Below are 17,317 nucleotides of genomic sequence, written 5' to 3'. Positions count from 1 at the left end.
GCCCCGTCGTCGGCGACACCGGACCGACCCTGCCACGGTGACGCGGTCGCACGACCGGCCCCGCGCCTCCTGAGAACCGTTCGCGCTTGGATCCGTCCAGCCTCGCGCGCCTAGCCTGGTGGCATCCCCCACGACGACGTCGGCGATCGACGCGCCCGCATCCGGGCCCGTCACCCGGTCGGCCGCCACAGCGGCCGCACCGACAACCCCTCAACACCGGAGGCATGCCCGTGACCACCACCGTCCCCGTCATCCAGACCCCCTCGGCCGGAGCGCCCTTCGAGCGCTCGACGGTCGAGCTCCGCGACGTCGGCCCGAACGACGTCCAGATCGACATCGCGTTCGCCGGCATCTGCCACAGCGACATCCACCAGGCCCGCGAGGAGTGGGGCAAGGCCATCTTCCCGATGGTGCCCGGCCACGAGATCGCCGGCGTCGTCACCCAGGTCGGCTCCGACGTGTCGAAGCACGAGGTCGGCGACCGTGTCGGCATCGGCTGCTTCGTCGACAGCTGCCGCGAGTGCGAGAACTGTCTCGCCGGCGAGCAGCAGTTCTGCGTCAAGGGCAACGTGCCCACCTACAACGGCCGCCAGTACACCGGCGAAGAGACGTACGGCGGCTACGCCAAGCAGATCGTCGCCGATGAGAACTACGTGCTGTCGATCCCCGAGGGCATCGCGCTCGACGAGGCCGCGCCGCTGCTCTGCGCGGGCATCACGACCTACTCGCCCCTGAAGCACTGGGGCGCCGGCCCCGGCAAGAAGGTCGCCGTCGTCGGCATGGGCGGCCTCGGGCACATGGCCGTCAAGATCGCGCACGCCATGGGCGCCGAGGTCACCGTCATCAGCCAGACGCTGTCGAAGCAGGAGGACGGCCTCAAGCTCGGCGCCGACCACTACTACGCCTCGAGCGACCCCGAGACGTTCAAGGCCCTCCGCAGCTCGTTCGACCTGATCATCAACACGATCTCGGCCGACATGGACATCGACGCCTACGCCCGCACCCTGCGCCTCAACGGCACCATGGTCTTCGTCGGCCTGCCCGAGAACCCGCAGTCGTTCAGCGCCGGCTCGCTCATCGGCGGTCGTCGCAGCCTCGCCGGCTCGAACATCGGCGGCATCCCCGAGACGCAGGAGATGCTCGACTTCTGCGCCGAGCACCAGATCGGCGCCGAGATCGAGACGATCAGCGCCGACGACGTCGACGACGCCTACGAGCGCGTCGTCGCCAGCAAGGTCCGCTACCGCTTCGTCATCGACACGGCCACGATCTAGCACCCCCCGCACCGCCCCGAAGGCCCCTCCGCATCCCGCGGCGGGGCCTTCGTCGTCCTCCGCCGACGACGGGCCGCGAGGAGGCGCGCCGTCCCGCCCGCGCACCGCCCCCCGACCGCCTGCCCCGGTCGTTGACACCCTCCCGGCCCCCCACTAGCTTCTGGACATGAGCGCACCCGACGCTGCACCCGGCCCGGCCGAGCGCGTCACGGCCGCGCCCGGCACCACCTCGCCCGGCGGCACGGCGGGCCCCGGCAAGGGCCTCGCCACCGGCACCCTCGGCCTCTGGGGCTCGACCGTCATCGGCCTCGCCAGCACCGCGCCGGTCTACTCGCTCGTCGCGACGCTCGGCTTCGTCGTCGCCGCGGTCGGCGCGCAGGCCCCGATCGCGTTCATCGTCGCGTTCGTCCCGATGCTGTTCATCGCGTTCGCCTACCGCGAGCTGAACCGGGCCGTGCCCGACTGCGGCACCACGTTCACCTGGGTCACGAAGGCGTTCGGCCCCCGCGCCGGGTGGATGGGCGGCTGGGGCGTCGCCATCGCGGGCATCGTCGTGCTCGCCAACCTCTCGCAGATCGCCGGCCAGTACACCTGGCTCATGGTCGGCGACGGCGCGCTGGCCGAGAACGTGCCGCTCGTCACGGCGACCGGCGTCGCCTTCATCGCCCTCATGACCTGGATCAGCTACCGCGGCCTCGAGCTCGGCGAGCGCGTGCAGAACGTGCTGCTCGGCGTGCAGTACGTCGCCCTCGCCCTCTTCGTCGCCGTCGCTCTCTACAAGGTGGCCACGGGCGACGCCCCGAACGCGACCCCGGTCGAATGGAGCTGGTTCGACCCGACCGCGTTCACCGACTGGTCGGGCTTCATCGAGGCCGTGCTGCTCGCCCTCTTCATCTACTGGGGCTGGGATGCCTGCCTCGCGCTCACCGAGGAGACGAAGGACCCGCAGCGCACCCCCGGCCGCGCCGCGGTGCTCTCGACGGCCATCCTGCTCGTCACCTACGTCGGCGTCACCGTCGTGGCGATGTCGTTCGCGGGCCTCGGCTCGACGGGCATCGGCCTCGCGAACGAGGCGAACGCCGACGACGTCTTCCTCGCCCTGAAGGACCCGGTGCTCGGGCCGCTCTCGGTCGTGCTGGTGATCTCGGTGCTCGTCTCGGCGGTCTCGTCGACGCAGACGACCATCCTGCCGACGGCCCGCGGCACCCTCGCCATGGCCGTGTACGGCGCCCTGCCCGCCCGCTTCGGCCGCGTGCACCCGCGCTTCCGCACCCCGTCGTTCTCGACCTTCGTCATGGGCGTCGTCGCGATCGTCTTCTACGTCGGCGTCACCCTCGTCAGCGACAACGTGCTGCAGGACTCGATCCTCTCGCTCGGCCTCGCCATCGCCTTCTACTACGGGCTGACCGGCTTCGCCTGCGTCTGGTACTTCCGCCGCGAGCTGACGTCGTCGTGGCGCGCCTTCGTCTTCAAGGGGCTGCTGCCGCTGCTCGGCGCGCTCATGCTCGCCTACGCGTTCGTGCAGTCGGTCGTCGACATGCTCGACCCCGACTACGGCTACACGGTGCTGCTCGGCATCGGCGGCACCTTCGTCATCGGCATCGGCTCGCTGCTGCTCGGCGCCGTGCTGATGGTCGCCTGGTCGGCCGTCGCCGCGTCGCGGCCGTTCTTCCGCGGCGAGAGCCTGAACCGTGACACCGAGGTGCTCGTCCCCGACGAGCCCGACCTCTACACCCGCTCGATCGACGGAGGACTGGCATGACCGCGACACCACCCCCGACCCCCGGGCCCGTCCCGTCCCGCGTGCTCGTCGTCGGTGCCGGCGGCGTCGGCTCGGCCGCGGTGCGGATCGCCGTGCGACGCGACTTCTTCGAGCTGCTCGTGGTGGCCGACAACGACCCGGCCCGCCCGCAGGCGCTGGTGGACTCGCTGGCCGACCCGCGCCTCCGGGGGGCGACGGTCGACGCGTCGAGCGCCGACTCGGTCGCGGCGCTCATCGCCGAGCACCGCATCACGCACGTGCTCAACGCCGTCGACCCGCGCTTCGTCATGCCGATCTTCGAGGGGGCGTTCGCCGGCGGCGCCGTCTACCTCGACATGGCGATGAGCCTGTCGAGGCCGCACCCCGAGAAGCCGCACGAGCTGACCGGCGTCATGCTGGGCGACGAGCAGTTCGCGCAGGAGGCGCGGTGGCGGTCGGCAGGACGCCTCGCCCTCGTGGGCATCGGCGTCGAGCCCGGCCTCTCGGACGTCTTCGCCCGCTACGCCGAGGACGAGCTCTTCAGCGAGATCGACGAGCTCGGCGTGCGCGACGGCGCCGACATCACCGTCGCCGGCCACGAGTTCGCCCCGTCGTTCTCGATCTGGACCACCATCGAGGAGTGCCTCAACCCGCCCGTGATCTACGAGGAGGAACGCGGCTGGTTCACGACGGCGCCGTTCAGCGAGCCGGAGGTCTTCGACTTCCCGGGCGGCATCGGCCCGGTCGAGTGCGTCAACGTCGAGCACGAGGAGGTGCTGCTCATGCCCCGCTGGACGAAGGCCAAGCGCGTCACCTTCAAATACGGCCTGGGGCAGGAGTTCATCGACGTGCTGCGCACCCTGAACAAGCTCGGCCTCGACAAGACGGCACCGGTCGACGTGAAGGGGGTCTCGGTCTCGCCCCGCGACGTCGTCGCCGCGGTGCTGCCCGACCCCGCCACCCTCGGCGACGCGATGTCGGGCACGACCTGCGCCGGCCTGTGGGTGCGCGGCACGGGCAAGGACGGCCAGCCGAGGTCGACCTACCTCTACCACCTGGCCGACAACGAGACCTCGATGCGCGAGTACGGCTCGCAGGCGGTCGTCTGGCAGACCGCGCTGAACCCCGTCATCGCGCTCGAGCTGCTCGCCACCGGGGCCTGGTCGGGCGAGGGCGTGCTCGGGCCGGAGGCGTTCCCGGCGCGGCCGTTCCTCGACCTGCTCGCGGCGCCTGCGCCCGGCGGCTACGACGCGCCCTGGGGCCTCGAGGAGAAGCCTGTCTGACGGGCGGCCGCGGCCCTGCTACCGCTGACCGGCCGGCGTGTTGAAGCGGTGCAGCCACCCGGCGAACTCCGCGAGCTCGTCGTCGGTCCAGCCCTCGACGTGGCTGCGGAACACCGCGCGGTTCTCGTGCCGCACCTCGAGCATGCGCACCTCGGCGCGCTCGGTGCTGCCGAGCATCATGACGCGGCCGTCGGCGGCGTCGGGGACGACCTCGACGAAGCCCGCCTCGCGCAGCACGGCGACCTGACGGCTGACCGCGCTCTTGTCGATGGCCATCGCCTTGACGATGTCGCCGGCCGTGCAGGGCTGGTGCTTCATCACGTAGCGCAGCACGTAGAAGGCGGTCGGCGGCACGTCGGGGTCGAACCTCGAGGCGGCGGCGGCGATCGTGCGCTTGGCCTCGACCATCATGGAGCCGATCTCGTCGACGACGCCGGCCATGAGGCCCTCGCGGCCCTCGTCGTCCGGCCCGGGGAGGCGCGGCGCGTCCTGCACCGCGCCTCGCGCCTCAGCGTCGACCGGAGACATCCTTCTCCTCGACCAGGGACGAGAAGACGGGGCTCTCGGCCAGCTCGTCGTCGGTCACGGGGTGCCCGGCGACCTCGGCGGCGTTCGTGGCGAGCACCGTGTCGATGGCGCCGGTGGGGGCTGCCGCGTGGGCGTGGTGCACCGGGGAGGCGCGGCCCGCGTCGACCGGGGACATCGGGGCCGGCTGCGGGGCCGGCACCGTGCCTCCGGCGCTCGGCGCCTCGGGGCTGACGTCGCTCGTGGCGCTCGCGTCCGTCGTGGTGCGCTGCCCGGCGCCGACCGCGTCGCCGCCGTCGACCCGCTCGGTGCTCGTCACCGGCGCGCTCGAGACCGCGGGGGCCAGGGCGGCCGTGGCCGAGACGCCCTTCTCGGCGGCCGAGGCGGACGACGCGGCCGAGCCGTCGGTCGACGCGTCGTCGGGGCCGTCGGTCGCGGCGGCGGCACGCTGGATGCCGGTCTTCGTGCCGAGCTCGACGTTCGGCAGCAGGCAGACGAACACGATGGTGATGACGGCGAGCGGCGCCGCGATGAGGAAGACGTCGGCGACGCCCTGGCCGTAGGCCGACTCGATGATGGTGCGGATCGGGCCGGGCACGGTGCTGAGGTCGGGGATGCTCGTCGAGCCGCCGCTGCCGAGCGCGCTCGGGTCGACCCCGGCGTCGGTGAGGCCGTCGGTGATGTAGCCCGAGACCTTGGTGCCGAGAACGGCGCCCATGACCGAGACGCCGATGGTGCCGCCGAGGCTGCGGAAGAACGCGACGCTCGACGAGGCCGCCCCGACGACGCTCACGTCGACCGAGTTCTGCACGACGAGGACGAGGTTCTGCATCACCATGCCGATGCCGAGGCCCATCATCGCCATGAAGACGGAGACGATGGCGAAGTTCGTGTCGTACTCGATGGTCGACATGAGGAACAGGCCGGCGGCGAGCAGCACGGAGCCCACGATCATGTAGGGCTTCCACTTGCCGTACTTCGAGATGAGCGCACCGGCGACCATCGACGAGATGAGCAGGCCGAGGACCATCGGCAGGGTCAGGATGCCCGCCATGGTCGGCGACTGGCCACGGGCCAGCTGCATGTACTGGCCGAGGAAGACGCTCGTGCCGAACATCGCGACGCCGACGCTGAGCGACGCGACGACCGCGAAGGTGAAGGTGCGGTTCTTGAAGAGCGTCAGGGGGATGATCGGCTCCTTCGAGCGGAACTCCACGACGACGGCGAGCGCGAGCAGCACGGCCGCGCCGACGCCCATCAGCCAGCTGGTGGTCGAGTTCCAGTCGAACTGCTTGCCGCCGAGCGACACCCAGACGAGCAGCAGCGAGACGCCGCCGGCGATCAGGCCCGCGCCCCAGTAGTCGACGACGACGGCCTTCTTGGGCTTCGGGGGCAGGTGCAGGGTGCGCTGGATGACGATGAGCGCGGCGACGCCGACGGGCACGCCGACGAAGAAGTTCCAGCGCCAGCCGATCGAGTCGGTGAGGACTCCGCCGAGCAGGGGGCCGCCGATGGTGCCGACGCTCATCACGGCGCCGAGGTAGCCCATGTACCGACCGCGCTCGCGCGGGCTGATGATGTCGCTCATGACGACCTGCACCAGGGCGGTCAGGCCGCCGGCGCCGAGGCCCTGGAAGACGCGGAACGTGATCAGCGTCGCGGTGTTCTGCGAGAACCCGGCCGCGACCGAGGCGAGCACGAACAGGACGAGCGCGACCTGCAGCAGCACCTTGCGGTTCGTGAGGTCGGAGAACTTGCCCCAGAGCGGCGTGCTGACGGTCGTCGCGAGGAGGGTCGCGGTGATGACCCAGGTGTACGAGGTCTGGCTGCCGTTCAGGTCGCTGACGATGCGCGGCAGCGAGGTCGACACGACGGTCGACGAGAGGATCGCCACGAGCATGCCCATCAGCAGGCCCGACAGGGCCGTGAGGACTTCGCGGTGGCTCATGCCGGGGGCTTCGCCCGGTTCGTGGTGGGCCGTGGGCTTCGTGCCCGCGGCGGTGCTGGTCTGCGACAAGGTGGCTCCGTGGTGGTTCAGCGTGAGGGGGCCCGGACGTCGTCGGCCAGGTAGTTGTAGAACCACAACCATACGCGTCAGTTGACGATCCGCAACCACTTTCGTGCAGATCGCGCAGATTTCTTTCGCCCGGCCCGTCCCGATCCCTCGAGGGCGGGCGGACGCCGGAGGCGCGGGGCCCGTCGGACGGACACCGCGCCTCCCGAGGCTGCGAGCGCTGGCTAGCGCACCTCTTCCGGCCTCTTCTGCCGGAACATCTCGGCAGGCTGGTCGGGACCGCGCCAGACCTGCACGATGCCCCAGGCCACCGCGGTGAGCGGCACGGCGATGACCGCGCCGACGATGCCGCCGAGCACGGTGCCCGCGGTCAGGGCGACGAGGATGACGAGGCCGTGGAGCTTCAGCGTGCGACCCATGAGCACGGGCTGCAGCAGGTTGCCCTCGAGCTGGTTGACCAGCACGACGACCGCGACGACCCAGATGGCCGCGACGGGGCCGTTGGCGACCAGGGCGACCAGGGCGGCGAGGATTCCGGCCGCCGTGGCGCCGACCAGCGGGATGAAAGCGGTGAGGAACACGACGACGGCCAGCGGCACGGCGAGGGGCACGCCGATGATGGCGAGGCCGACGCCGATGCCGATCGCGTCGACGGCGGCGACGGTGGCCGTGCCGCGGACGTAGCCGCCCAGCGTCGAGACCGTCTTGTCGCCGATGCGGCGGGCCCGGGCGTACTGCTCGCCGCGGAAGGGACGGAGCATGAACTCCCAGATGGCGGGCCCGTCCTTGAGGAAGAAGAACAGGACGACGATCATCAGCACGAGGCCGGTCGCGAAGCTGCCGACCGCGCTCGCACCGGCGAGGGCGCCGTTGCCGAACGAGGCGCTGGTGATGAAGTTGACGACCGTGTCGCGGACGCTCTCGATCTGCTCGTCGGTGATCGAGAAGGGCAGCGTCGTGATGAAGTCCTGCAGCTGCGTGATGCCCTTCTGCGCCTGCGAGACGAGCTGGCTGGCCTGGTTCTCGACGGCCCAGACGACGAGCCAGCCGACGAGGCCGAGCACGACGAGCACGCCGATCAGGGCGATCAGGGTCGCGAGCAGCGACGGGACGCGGTGCTTGCGGAGGAACGAGACGACGGGGTGCATCGCCGAGGCGAAGATCAAGGCGAGCAGCACGGGGATGGCGACGAGGCTCAGCGTCTGGATCGCGTAGACCAGCCCGATGAGCACGACGACGACGACGATGATCTGGATCGAGCGGGTCGCGAGCCGCCCGAAGCCGTCGCCCCACTGGTTGGCCTGCGTGGCGACGGCGTCGGCCGCCTCCGCCGCCTTCTGGCTCTCATGACTGCGGAATAGTGCCACGCGTGGTCCTCTTTCTCGGTGCGGGCCCGGGGCGCCTGCTGCTGTGGTCGCCGATCTGGTCGTTCGGCAGACCCCCAGCAAACCCCGTCCGGGCCCCCGAGGCCCGGAACCGCGAGGGCGCGCCGCCGCCCGTGCCGTCTCCGGCCACCCGCAGCGCGGACGCCTAGCGTGGGCGCGTGAGCACCTCCGTCGTCGTCGTGTCCGACACCCACGTCCCGCAGAAGGCGCGCGCCGTGCCGCCGCAGCTGTGGCGCGCGGTCGAGAGCGCGGACATGGTCGTGCACGCGGGCGACTGGACCGGCGTGCCGCTTCTCGACGAGTTCGAGGCCCGGTCGCGCCTCGTCGTCGGGGTCTGGGGCAACAACGACGGCGACGACGTGCGCGCACGGCTGCCCGAGGTGGTCGACACCACGGTCGACGGCGTGCGGCTCGTCGTCGTCCACGAGACCGGGCAGAAGGAGGCGCGCGAGACCCGCCTGGACCGCCTCCACCCCGGCGTCGCCCTCCTCGTCTTCGGGCACAGCCACATCCCGTGGGACACGACCACCCCCGGCGGCATGCGCCTGCTCAACCCGGGCTCGCCGACCGAGCGGCGTCGTCAGCCGTTCCCGACCTACCTGACGCTCACGCTCGACGCCGGCGAGGTGCGCGACGTCGTGCTGCACGACCTGCCGGTGCCGACGCCGCGGCGACGCGGCGGGCTGCCGCCGGCGCGCGGCTCACGGGGCCCCGACGAGGTCGTGCCGCACCCGAGGCGCCGCGACTGACGCGCGACGCCGAACGAGGGCGGCCGAGCGCGGACGGGCGCCCGAGCGCTACTGCGCGGGCGTCTCGGCCGGCGCCGGCTCCTCGGCCGGGGCGGGCGTCGCGCTCGGGGCGGGCGTCGCGCTCGGCGTGGCCGACGGGGTCGGCGACGCGCTGCCGGCGTCGGCGTAGCTGTTGCCGGCAGCGGTGATCACGAAGTTGCGGAACTCCTCGTTCGTGAAGGGGAGGCTCGGGTCGTACTGCTGGCCGTTGACGAGGACGGTCGGGGTGCCGGCGAACGTCTCGACGTCGCTGTTGGGCAGCGGGCCGTCGAGCACGCGCTCGGTCGCCGCGGTGACCCACGACGCGAACTCCTGGTCGTCGATGCACTGGCGGATCTGCGACGCCTGCTGCACGCCGTCGACGCCCGTGGCGATGTCGGCGAGGGCCGAGTCGTCGAGGCCGCGCGTGCCCTCCTCGGGCTGCTGCTCGAACATGGCGGTGTTGAAGTCGAAGAACGAGTCGGGCGAGTAGTTCGCGACGCAGGCCGCGGCGTTCGCGGCCCGGTTCGAGTACTTGGTGCCGAGCGAGCTGTTGGTGAGGATGGCGATCGGGTGGTACTCGACCGTCGCGGCGCCGGACGAGACCAGGCCCGAGATGTACTCGTTGTTGGCGGCCTCGAAGGCGCCGCAGATCGGGCAGAGGTAGTCGAGGTAGACGACGATGTCGACGGTGTCGGAGGAGGCCGTCGTCTCGGTGGCCTCGGGCTCCTCGTCGGCGGCGAGCGCGGGGGTCGTCTCGGCGACGAAGTCCTGGCCGATGCGGATGCCGTCGCTCGCCATGTTCGCGGGGCCGGGGCCCGCCGGGCGGATGCTGTTCGTGATGACGAGCACGACGCCGACGACGATGGCCACGACGACGATCGCGAGGCCGCCCTGGATGAACCACTTGCCGGCGCGCTGGCGGCGCTTCTGCTTCTGACGGGCCAGCTGCGCCTTCTGCCGGGCGGCGGCTCGTCGCTGGTTCTTGCTCAGCGGTGCGTCGTTGTCAGTCATGGCGTGAAGTCCTCGATGCGCGACGGGCGTCGCCGTCACGTCGTGCTGGATGCGCGACATGTGTCGCCGTCGCGTCGTGCTGGGGGGAGCCCCGCGAGTGCCAGGGCCCGAGAGAGCTTAAGAGCGCGGGCTGGGAAAAGTCCAAACGATCGCATCGACGTCGCGAGGCCGGGAGCCGCACGACGGGCTCTCCCCCGCCCGTTCGGGTGCCATACTGTGAGGAGTGGTCACCGTAGACCACCTCGGTTGCGAAACCGTCCATCACAACGGATCGTCCGGCACGTACCTGCCGGTGAAGGAGAAATGATCATGGCATCCGTCACGTTCAGCAAGGCCACCCGCCTCTACCCGGGGTCGACCCGACCCGCGGTCGACGGCATCGACCTCGAGGTCGCCGACGGCGAGTTCCTCGTCCTCGTCGGCCCGTCCGGCTGCGGCAAGTCGACCACCCTGCGCATGCTCGCCGGCCTCGAAGAGGTCAACAGCGGCGACATCTTCATCGGCGACCGCAACGTCACCGACGTGCCCCCGAAGGACCGCGACATCGCGATGGTCTTCCAGAACTACGCGCTGTACCCGCACATGACCGTCGCCGAGAACATGGGCTTCGCGCTCAAGATCGCGGGCGTCGGCAAGGAGGAGCGCGCGAGCCGGGTCCTCGAGGCCGCCAAGCTCCTCGACCTCGAGCCCTACCTCTCGCGCAAGCCCAAGGCCCTCTCCGGCGGCCAGCGTCAGCGCGTCGCCATGGGCCGCGCCATCGTGCGTCAGCCCCAGGTCTTCCTCATGGACGAGCCGCTGTCGAACCTCGACGCCAAGCTCCGCGTCCAGACCCGCACCCAGATCGCGTCGCTCCAGCGCCGCCTCGGCGTCACCACGGTCTACGTCACGCACGACCAGACCGAGGCCCTGACGATGGGCGACCGCATCGCGGTGCTCAAGGACGGCGTCCTGCAGCAGGTCGGCACCCCCCGCGACCTCTACGAGAAGCCGCAGAACGTCTTCGTCGCCGGCTTCATCGGCTCCCCCGCGATGAACCTGCTGCCCGCCGACGTCGTCGACGGCGGCATCCAGTTCGGCACGGCGGTCACCTCGGTCGACCGCGACGTCGTGGGCCAGGCCACCGGCTCGAGCGTCACCGTGGGCGTCCGCCCCGAGGACGTCGTCGTCAACACGACGGGCGAGGGCCTCGCGGTCGTCGTCGACGTCGTCGAAGAGCTCGGTGCCGACGGCTACCTCTACGGCCACACCGAGGTCAGCGGACAGCGCGTCGACATCGTCGTGCGCGTCGACGGCCGCAACCACCCGAGCCTCGGCGACACGATCCACATCACGCCGCAGGCCCACCACGTGCACGTCTTCGACACCGAGACCGGTCTGCGTCTCGGCGACAAGGCCGTCGTCAGCGCGTAGCGACACCCTCGGACCGGCCCGTCGGGACCGCTCGGAGCCACCCGGCTCCCCGCGGCCCCGACGGGCCGCTCTCGTCGGCCCGGCCCCCGCCGAACCGCCGCCGCCCCGTCCCGCCGGCACCGCGCCTCCTCGTCCCCGCACCCCGAAGGCCCCCATGAGCGACTCCCTCAACATCACGTCGGCCACGGCCGACCCCGCGCTGCTCGACCTGCCGTGGGCCCTGCCGCTCGACGAGTGGCCCGACGACGCTATCGCGACCCTGCCCAAGGGCATCTCGCGCCACCTCGTGCGCTTCGCCCACCTCAGCGGCTACGTCATCGCCATCAAGGAGACCTCGGGCGAGATGGCCCGGGGCGAGTACGAGATGCTCCGCACGCTGCAGCGCATGGACATCCCCTGCGTCGACCCGCTCGCCGTCATCACGAACCGCCGCGACGTCGACGGCAGCCTGCTGAACCCCGTGCTCGTCACCCGGCACCTCAAGTTCTCGCTGCCCTACCGGGCCCTCTACTCGCAGACGCTGCGACCCGACACCGCCGCGCGGCTCGTCGACGCGCTCGCGCTGCTGCTCGTGCGGCTGCACATCATCGGCTTCTACTGGGGCGACGTCTCGCTGTCGAACACGCTCTTCCGCCGCGACGCCGGCGCCTTCGCCGCGTACCTCGTCGACGCCGAGACCGGCAAGCTCTACCCGGGCGGCCTGTCGAACGGCCAGCGCGAGAACGACCTCGAGGTCGCCCGCGTCAACATCGCCGGGGAGCTGCTCGACCTCGAGGCCGGCGGCCGCCTCGACGACAACCTCGACGCCGTCGACGTGAGCGCCCGCATCGTCGCCAAGTACCGCAGCCTCTGGACCGAGCTGACCGGCAGCGAGACCTTCGACAGCTCCGAGCGCTGGCGCATCACCGACCGCGTCGAGCGCCTCAACGACCTGGGCTTCGACATCGAGGAGCTCGCGATCAAGACGGCCGAGGGCGGCACCCAGGTGCGCATCCAGCCCAAGGTCGTCGACGCCGGCCACCACTCGCGCCGCCTGCTGCGCCTGACCGGCCTCGACGTGGAAGAGAACCAGGCCCGCCGCCTGCTCAACGACCTCGACGCCTACCGCCTCCGCACCGACGCCCTCGAGGCCGACGAGGAGATGGTCGCGCACGAGTGGGCCGCCCGCGTCTTCGAGCCCGTCGTCCGGGCGATCCCGAAGGAGCTGCGCGGCCGTCTCGAGCCCGCCGAGGTCTTCCACCAGCTGCTCGAGCACCGCTGGTACCAGTCGCAGCAGGAGGACCGCGACGTGCCGATCGCCGAGGCCCTCACCTCGTACATCAACGACGTCCTGCGCCACCGCCGCGACGAGCGCACCGTCATCGCGCCCGCGACCGAGTCGATCACCCTCCCCGAGGCCGACCTGCTCGAGGCCGACGAGGACGACTGGCGCGCCAAGGTCTGACCCGCGCCCCGGGGCGCACGACCCCGGACGCACCGGAGGCGCGGTGCCGGACTGACCGGCACCGCGCCTCCTGCAGGGGGTCGCCCTCCGCTACGCGGAGCGCTCGGCGCGCAGCTTCGAGATCTCGTACAGCGTGACGCTCGCGGCCATGCCGGCGTTCAGCGACTCGACGGCGCCCGTGATCGGGATCGAGACGATGGCGTCGCAGGTCTCGGCGACGATGCGCGACAGGCCCTTGCCCTCGCTGCCGACGACGACGACGAGCGGTCGATCGGCGAGCTCGAGGCCGGGCAGCATGACGTCGCCGTCGCCGTCGAGGCCCAGCACGAACACTCCCTGCTCTTTGAACGACTTGAGCGTCTGGGTCAGGTTCGACGCCATCGCCACGGGGATGCGCGCGGCGGCCCCCGCGGACGTCTTCCACGCCGAGGCGGTCAGGCCCACCGACCGACGCTGCGGCACGATGACGCCCTGCCCGCCGAAGGCCGCGACGGACCGGATGATCGCGCCGAGGTTGCGCGGGTCGGTGATGCCGTCGAGGGCGACGAACAGCGGGTTCTGGCGACGCTTGACCGACGCCTCGAGCAGGTCGATCGGGTGCGCGTACTCGTACGGCGGCACCTTGAGGGCGACGCCCTGGTGCACGCTGTCGGGGCCGGTGAGGCGGTCGAGCTCGGGGCGCATGACCTCGAGCACGGGCAGGCCGCGGCGCGTGGCGAGCCCGAGGATCTCCTTCGTGCGGTCGTCCATCTCGATGCGCGCGGCGATGTACAGCGTCGAGGCGGGGATGCGCGTGCGCAGGGCCTCGAGCACCGAGTTGCGGCCGGTGACCATCTCGCTGTCGTCGGACGACTTCGGCTTGCGACGGGGAGCCTCCGCCCCGCCGCGACCGGCGATGGCCGAGCCGGCGCGCGGGCCGTTGCTGCTGCGGCCGCGGGCGGCGTCGAGGCGCTCGCGCGCGGCCTTCGCCTTGCCGGCCGGGTGGTACGGGCGGTCCTCCGCCGCGGGCGTGGGCTTCTTGCCCTCGAGCGCCTGGCGCCCCTGGCCGCCGCTGCCGACCTGCTTGCCCTTGCTGCCCTTGCGGACGGCGCTGCTGCTCGGCCGCCCCTTGTTCGCTCCGCTGGTGTTCTTCACTGTTCGAGGCTCCAATGCGACCCGCTGGGGGTGTCTTCGATGGTGATGCCGGCGGACGCCAGCATCTCGCGTACTCGGTCGGCCTGCGCGAAGTCTCGTGCGGCCCTGGCTTCGTGGCGTGTGGCGAGGAGGGTCTCGACGATGGTACCGAGCGCGCGGTGCGCGTCGCCCTCGTCTTCTCCGCGCCACTCGGGGGCGAGCGGGTCGACGCCGAGCACCGCGACCATGGCCGCGACGTGCTGCCACTCGCGGGCGGCCGTGTCGAGGTCGCCGTCGTCGAGCGCCGAGTTGCCGGCGCGCACGGCGTCGTGCAGCACGGCCAGGGCCTGCGGCACGTTGAGGTCGTCGTCCATCGCCTCGGCGAAGTCGTCGGGCACGACGCGCGAGCCGACGCTGGCGAAGCGGGTGCCGGTGAGGCGCCGCTCGGCCCGCGACAGGAAGGTCTCGACGCGGTCGAGCGCGGCCTCGGCCTCGACGAGCGCGCCGTCGTGGTAGTCGATCGTCGACCGGTAGTGGGCCGCGCTGAGGAACCACCGGACAACGACGGGCCGCGCGGCGGCGAGGAAGTCGGCGGCGAAGATCGAGTTGCCGAGCGACTTCGACATCTTCTGGCCCTCGACGGCGACGAGGCCGTTGTGCATCCAGTACGAGGCGAAGTCGTCGCCCGCGGCGGTCGACTGGGCGAGCTCGTTCTCGTGGTGCGGGAAGCGCAGGTCGAGACCGCCGCCGTGGATGTCGAAGGCCGCGCCGAGGTAGCGCCTCGACATGGCCGAGCACTCGATGTGCCAGCCCGGTCGACCGTCGCCCCACGGCGACGACCACGACGCCGAGGCCGGCTCGTCGGCCTTCGCGCCCTTCCACAGGGCGAAGTCGCGCGGGTCGCGCTTGCCGCGGGGGTCGGCGTCGGCCGCGGGGGCCATGTCGTCGACGCTCTGGTTGGTGAGGGCGCCGTAGGTCGGCCAGCTGGCGGTGTCGAAGTAGACGTCGCCCGACCCGTCGGGGGCGGCGTAGGCGTGCCCGCGCTCGATGAGCCTCGACACGATCTGCTGCATCTCGCTGACGCTCGCCGTGGCCCGCGGCTCGTAGGTCGGCGCGAGGATGCCGAGCGCCTGGTACCCCGCGGTGAACTCGAGCTCGACGCGGTAGGCGCGCGCCCACCACTCTTCGGGCCCGTCGGCGGCGAGGGCGAGGATCTTGTCGTCGATGTCGGTGACGTTGCGCACCAGCGTGACCTCGAGGCCGCGGTAGGTGAACCACCGGCGCCAGAGGTCGTAGACGAGCGCGCTGCGCAGATGGCCGACGTGCGGCGACGACTGGACGGTGGGGCCGCAGACGTACATGCTGACGCGTCCGGGCTCGAGGGGGACGAAGTCGACGAGCGCCTGGGCCCGGGAGTCGTGGAGTCGGATGGTCACGCGGTCAGCCTATTCACCGGGGGCGACACGACCCGGACGAGCGCGGTCGCGATCGCGGTGAGGCCCTCGGCTCGGCCGGTGAAGCCGAGGCCGTCGGTGGTCGTGGCGGAGACGCTGACGGGTGCTCCGACGACCTCCATGAGCCGCGCCTCCATCTCGAGGCGGCGGGCGGCGAGCCGCGGACGGTTGCCGACGACCTGCACCGCGACGTTGACGACGTCGACGCTCGCGTGGGTGAGGTGCTCGAGGGTCGCGGTGAGGAAGACCTCGCCGCTCGCCCCGGCGTAGCGCGGGTCGGCGGTGCCGAAGAGCGACCCGATGTCGCCGAGGCCCGCGGCCGACAGCAGCGCGTCGACGACGGCGTGCGCCACGGCGTCGCCGTCGCTGTGGCCGGCGAGCCCGGCCTCGCCGTCGAAGCTCAGCAGCCCGAGCCGCATCGGCTGGGCCGCGTCGAAGGCGTGGACGTCGACGCCCAGCCCCGTGCGCAGGTCGGACCCCGGGAGGCGCGCGTCGGCGGCCTGCGCCGCCCCCGTCGCCGAGGCGGTCGCCCCCGCCTCGCGCTGGGCGACGATCGTCTCGGCGCGCGCGAGGTCCCACCCCGTCGTGATCTTGAACGCCACCGGGTCGCCCGGCACGACCACGACGTCGTGGCCCTCCGCGGCGAAGAGGGCGGCGTCGTCGGTGTGCTCGGCGGTCGCGCCGGCGTAGGCGGCGTCGAGCGCGGCCCTCGGGAAGCCCTGGGGCGTCTGCATCGCGACGAGCTCGGCGCGGTCGACGGTCTCGACGACCCGACCGCCGCCCGCCGCGTCGACGCGCTTGATCGTGTCGCTGACGGGCAGCCCGGGGACGACCCCGCCGCCCGTGGCCTCGACCGTCGCCGCGACGAGGTCGAACTGGGCCGTGGGCGTGAAGGGACGCGCCGAGTCGTGCACGAGGACGGTGCCCACCGACGGCCGCACCGCGGCGAGCCCGGCGGCGACGGAGGCCTGGCGACTGGCTCCGCCGGCGACGACGCTGACCCAGGGGGCGGCGTGGCCCGCCGTGGCCGCGGCGAGCTCGGAGGCACGCTCGACGAGCTCGGCCGGCACGACGACGACGACCTGCGTCGGCTGCTCGCAGGCGAGGACGCCCTCGAGCGAGCGCTCGAGGATGGTTCGCCCGGCGACCTCGACGAAGGCCTTCGGGACGCCGAGGGCCAGTCGCGTGCCGCTGCCGGCCGCGACGACGACGACCGCCCGACCGACGCCCGTCACGGCCGGGGCCGCGGTGGAGTCGACCGTGCGGTCGTCAGGGGTGCTAGGACGCAAGGACCTCGTCGAGGACGCTCGACGCCTTCTCTTCGTCCGTCTTCTCGGCGAGCGCGAGCTCGCTGATCAGGATCTGCCGCGCCTTGGCGAGCATGCGCTTCTCGCCGGCCGACAGCCCTCTGTCTTGGTCACGGCGCCACAGGTCGCGGACGACCTCGGACACCTTGATCACGTCACCCGACGCGAGCTTCTCCAGGTTCGCCTTGTAGCGGCGCGACCAGTTGGTGGGCTCTTCGGTGAACGGCGCGCGCAGCACGTCGAACACGCGGTCGAGCCCCTCTTTGCCGATGACGTCCCGGACGCCGACCAGGTCGACGTTGTCTGCGGGTACCTCGATGGTCAGATCGCCCTGGGTGACGCGAAGCTTGAGGTACAGCTTCTCTTCACCCTTGATGATCCGCTTCTTGACTTCAGAGATCGTCGCGGCCCCGTGATGGGGGTAGACGACGGTCTCTCCGACCTCGAACTGCATGAATCAGGCTCCGTTCTGCGGCACCCAGGATACCATGAGCCACCCTTGGTAAGGGCCGACGTGACGCCGGACCCTCCGGGCCCCGCTAGGCTGGACGCACCTTTGCCGTGATCTGCATCCTGGAGGACACCC

General features: G+C 71.8%; 14 protein-coding genes. 6 read left to right on the top strand and 8 right to left on the bottom strand.

Going from position 1 to position 17,317, the window contains the following annotated elements; genetic code table 11:
• Positions 1 to 224 precede the first annotated feature (224 nt).
• The 3 genes from EDF38_RS10215 (at position 225) to EDF38_RS10205 (ending at position 4,298) form a co-directional block, all read left to right on the top strand.
• Entirely contained in the window at positions 225 to 1,274 is a 1,050-nt protein-coding gene (locus tag EDF38_RS10215) for an NAD(P)-dependent alcohol dehydrogenase (RefSeq protein WP_123355333.1), read from the top strand.
• A gap of 166 nt (positions 1,275 to 1,440) precedes the next feature.
• On the top strand, positions 1,441 to 3,036 hold the full coding sequence (locus tag EDF38_RS10210; protein ID WP_123355332.1) for an APC family permease: 1,596 nt from the start codon (positions 1,441 to 1,443) through the stop codon (positions 3,034 to 3,036).
• Complete coding sequence (locus tag EDF38_RS10205; RefSeq protein WP_123355331.1) at positions 3,033 to 4,298, top strand: saccharopine dehydrogenase family protein; 1,266 nt, start codon at positions 3,033 to 3,035, stop codon at positions 4,296 to 4,298. The genes EDF38_RS10210 and EDF38_RS10205 overlap by 4 nt, the downstream gene beginning before the upstream one ends.
• Before the next feature lie 18 nt (positions 4,299 to 4,316).
• On the opposite strand, the gene EDF38_RS10200 is transcribed toward EDF38_RS10205, so the two are convergent.
• From EDF38_RS10200 to EDF38_RS10190, 3 genes are all read right to left on the bottom strand, one after another.
• The gene (locus tag EDF38_RS10200) at positions 4,317 to 4,826 is read right to left on the bottom strand and encodes a MarR family winged helix-turn-helix transcriptional regulator (protein ID WP_123355330.1); all 510 of its coding nucleotides are present in this window, start codon (positions 4,824 to 4,826) and stop codon (positions 4,317 to 4,319) included.
• On the bottom strand, positions 4,807 to 6,771 hold the full coding sequence (locus EDF38_RS10195) for an MDR family MFS transporter (RefSeq protein WP_123355329.1): 1,965 nt from the start codon (positions 6,769 to 6,771) through the stop codon (positions 4,807 to 4,809). Before EDF38_RS10195 ends, EDF38_RS10200 begins: the two co-directional genes overlap by 20 nt.
• A gap of 290 nt (positions 6,772 to 7,061) precedes the next feature.
• A complete protein-coding gene (locus EDF38_RS10190) occupies positions 7,062 to 8,204 on the bottom strand; it encodes an AI-2E family transporter (protein ID WP_123355328.1) in 1,143 nt (380 codons plus the stop codon).
• Between the two features lie 176 nt (positions 8,205 to 8,380).
• Between EDF38_RS10190 and EDF38_RS10185 the strand changes: the two genes are divergently transcribed.
• Positions 8,381 to 8,971 carry a metallophosphoesterase gene (locus EDF38_RS10185; RefSeq protein WP_123355327.1) on the top strand — a complete coding sequence of 197 codons (591 nt, stop codon included), beginning with the start codon at positions 8,381 to 8,383 and terminating at the stop codon, positions 8,969 to 8,971.
• 48 nt (positions 8,972 to 9,019) lie between these two features.
• On the opposite strand, the gene EDF38_RS10180 is transcribed toward EDF38_RS10185, so the two are convergent.
• Complete coding sequence (locus EDF38_RS10180; protein ID WP_123355920.1) at positions 9,020 to 10,003, bottom strand: thioredoxin domain-containing protein; 984 nt, start codon at positions 10,001 to 10,003, stop codon at positions 9,020 to 9,022.
• A 309-nt stretch (positions 10,004 to 10,312) separates the two neighbouring features.
• Here EDF38_RS10180 and EDF38_RS10175 point away from each other — a divergent pair, with 309 nt between their 5' ends.
• Together EDF38_RS10175 and EDF38_RS10170 are read left to right on the top strand one after the other, a co-directional pair.
• Positions 10,313 to 11,413: an ABC transporter ATP-binding protein gene (locus EDF38_RS10175; protein ID WP_123355918.1), complete on the top strand. Its 1,101-nt coding sequence runs from the start codon at positions 10,313 to 10,315 to the stop codon at positions 11,411 to 11,413.
• Between the two features lie 154 nt (positions 11,414 to 11,567).
• Positions 11,568 to 12,857 (top strand): DUF4032 domain-containing protein, encoded by a 1,290-nt coding sequence (locus EDF38_RS10170; RefSeq protein ID WP_123355326.1) that lies wholly within the window; start codon positions 11,568 to 11,570, stop codon positions 12,855 to 12,857.
• A gap of 90 nt (positions 12,858 to 12,947) precedes the next feature.
• Here EDF38_RS10170 and rlmB read toward each other — a convergent pair whose 3' ends face one another.
• The 4 genes from rlmB to EDF38_RS10150 are packed head-to-tail and all read right to left on the bottom strand — an operon-like array spanning position 12,948 to position 17,185.
• A complete protein-coding gene (rlmB, locus tag EDF38_RS10165) occupies positions 12,948 to 13,991 on the bottom strand; it encodes a 23S rRNA (guanosine(2251)-2'-O)-methyltransferase RlmB (protein WP_123355325.1) in 1,044 nt (347 codons plus the stop codon).
• Positions 13,988 to 15,406 carry a cysteine--tRNA ligase gene (cysS, locus tag EDF38_RS10160; RefSeq protein WP_123355324.1) on the bottom strand — a complete coding sequence of 473 codons (1,419 nt, stop codon included), beginning with the start codon at positions 15,404 to 15,406 and terminating at the stop codon, positions 13,988 to 13,990. Before cysS ends, rlmB begins: the two co-directional genes overlap by 4 nt.
• The gene (gene ispD / locus EDF38_RS10155; protein ID WP_370275621.1) at positions 15,403 to 16,713 is read right to left on the bottom strand and encodes a 2-C-methyl-D-erythritol 4-phosphate cytidylyltransferase; all 1,311 of its coding nucleotides are present in this window, start codon (positions 16,711 to 16,713) and stop codon (positions 15,403 to 15,405) included. The genes cysS and ispD overlap by 4 nt, the downstream gene beginning before the upstream one ends.
• On the bottom strand, positions 16,703 to 17,185 hold the full coding sequence (locus EDF38_RS10150; RefSeq protein ID WP_043597211.1) for a CarD family transcriptional regulator: 483 nt from the start codon (positions 17,183 to 17,185) through the stop codon (positions 16,703 to 16,705). Before EDF38_RS10150 ends, ispD begins: the two co-directional genes overlap by 11 nt.
• Positions 17,186 to 17,317 lie beyond the last annotated feature (132 nt).

This window comes from Frigoribacterium sp. PhB160, assembly GCF_003751785.1.
Lineage (GTDB): Bacteria > Actinomycetota > Actinomycetes > Actinomycetales > Microbacteriaceae > Frigoribacterium.
This window is presented reverse-complemented; position numbering and strand designations above follow the sequence as displayed.

Excerpts from the sequence above, each read along its gene's own strand:
- EDF38_RS10175 (WP_123355918.1), top strand. The coding sequence starts at position 10,313 with ATGGCATCCGTCACGTTCAGCAAGGCCACCCGCCTCTACCCGGGGTCG.
- EDF38_RS10180 (WP_123355920.1), bottom strand. The coding sequence starts at position 10,003 with ATGACTGACAACGACGCACCGCTGAGCAAGAACCAGCGACGAGCCGCC.
- EDF38_RS10210 (WP_123355332.1), top strand. The coding sequence starts at position 1,441 with ATGAGCGCACCCGACGCTGCACCCGGCCCGGCCGAGCGCGTCACGGCC.
- EDF38_RS10195 (WP_123355329.1), bottom strand. The coding sequence starts at position 6,771 with ATGAGCCACCGCGAAGTCCTCACGGCCCTGTCGGGCCTGCTGATGGGC.
- EDF38_RS10200 (WP_123355330.1), bottom strand. The coding sequence starts at position 4,826 with ATGTCTCCGGTCGACGCTGAGGCGCGAGGCGCGGTGCAGGACGCGCCG.
- EDF38_RS10215 (WP_123355333.1), top strand. The coding sequence starts at position 225 with ATGCCCGTGACCACCACCGTCCCCGTCATCCAGACCCCCTCGGCCGGA.
- EDF38_RS10205 (WP_123355331.1), top strand. The coding sequence starts at position 3,033 with ATGACCGCGACACCACCCCCGACCCCCGGGCCCGTCCCGTCCCGCGTG.
- EDF38_RS10170 (WP_123355326.1), top strand. The coding sequence starts at position 11,568 with ATGAGCGACTCCCTCAACATCACGTCGGCCACGGCCGACCCCGCGCTG.
- EDF38_RS10150 (WP_043597211.1), bottom strand. The coding sequence starts at position 17,185 with ATGCAGTTCGAGGTCGGAGAGACCGTCGTCTACCCCCATCACGGGGCC.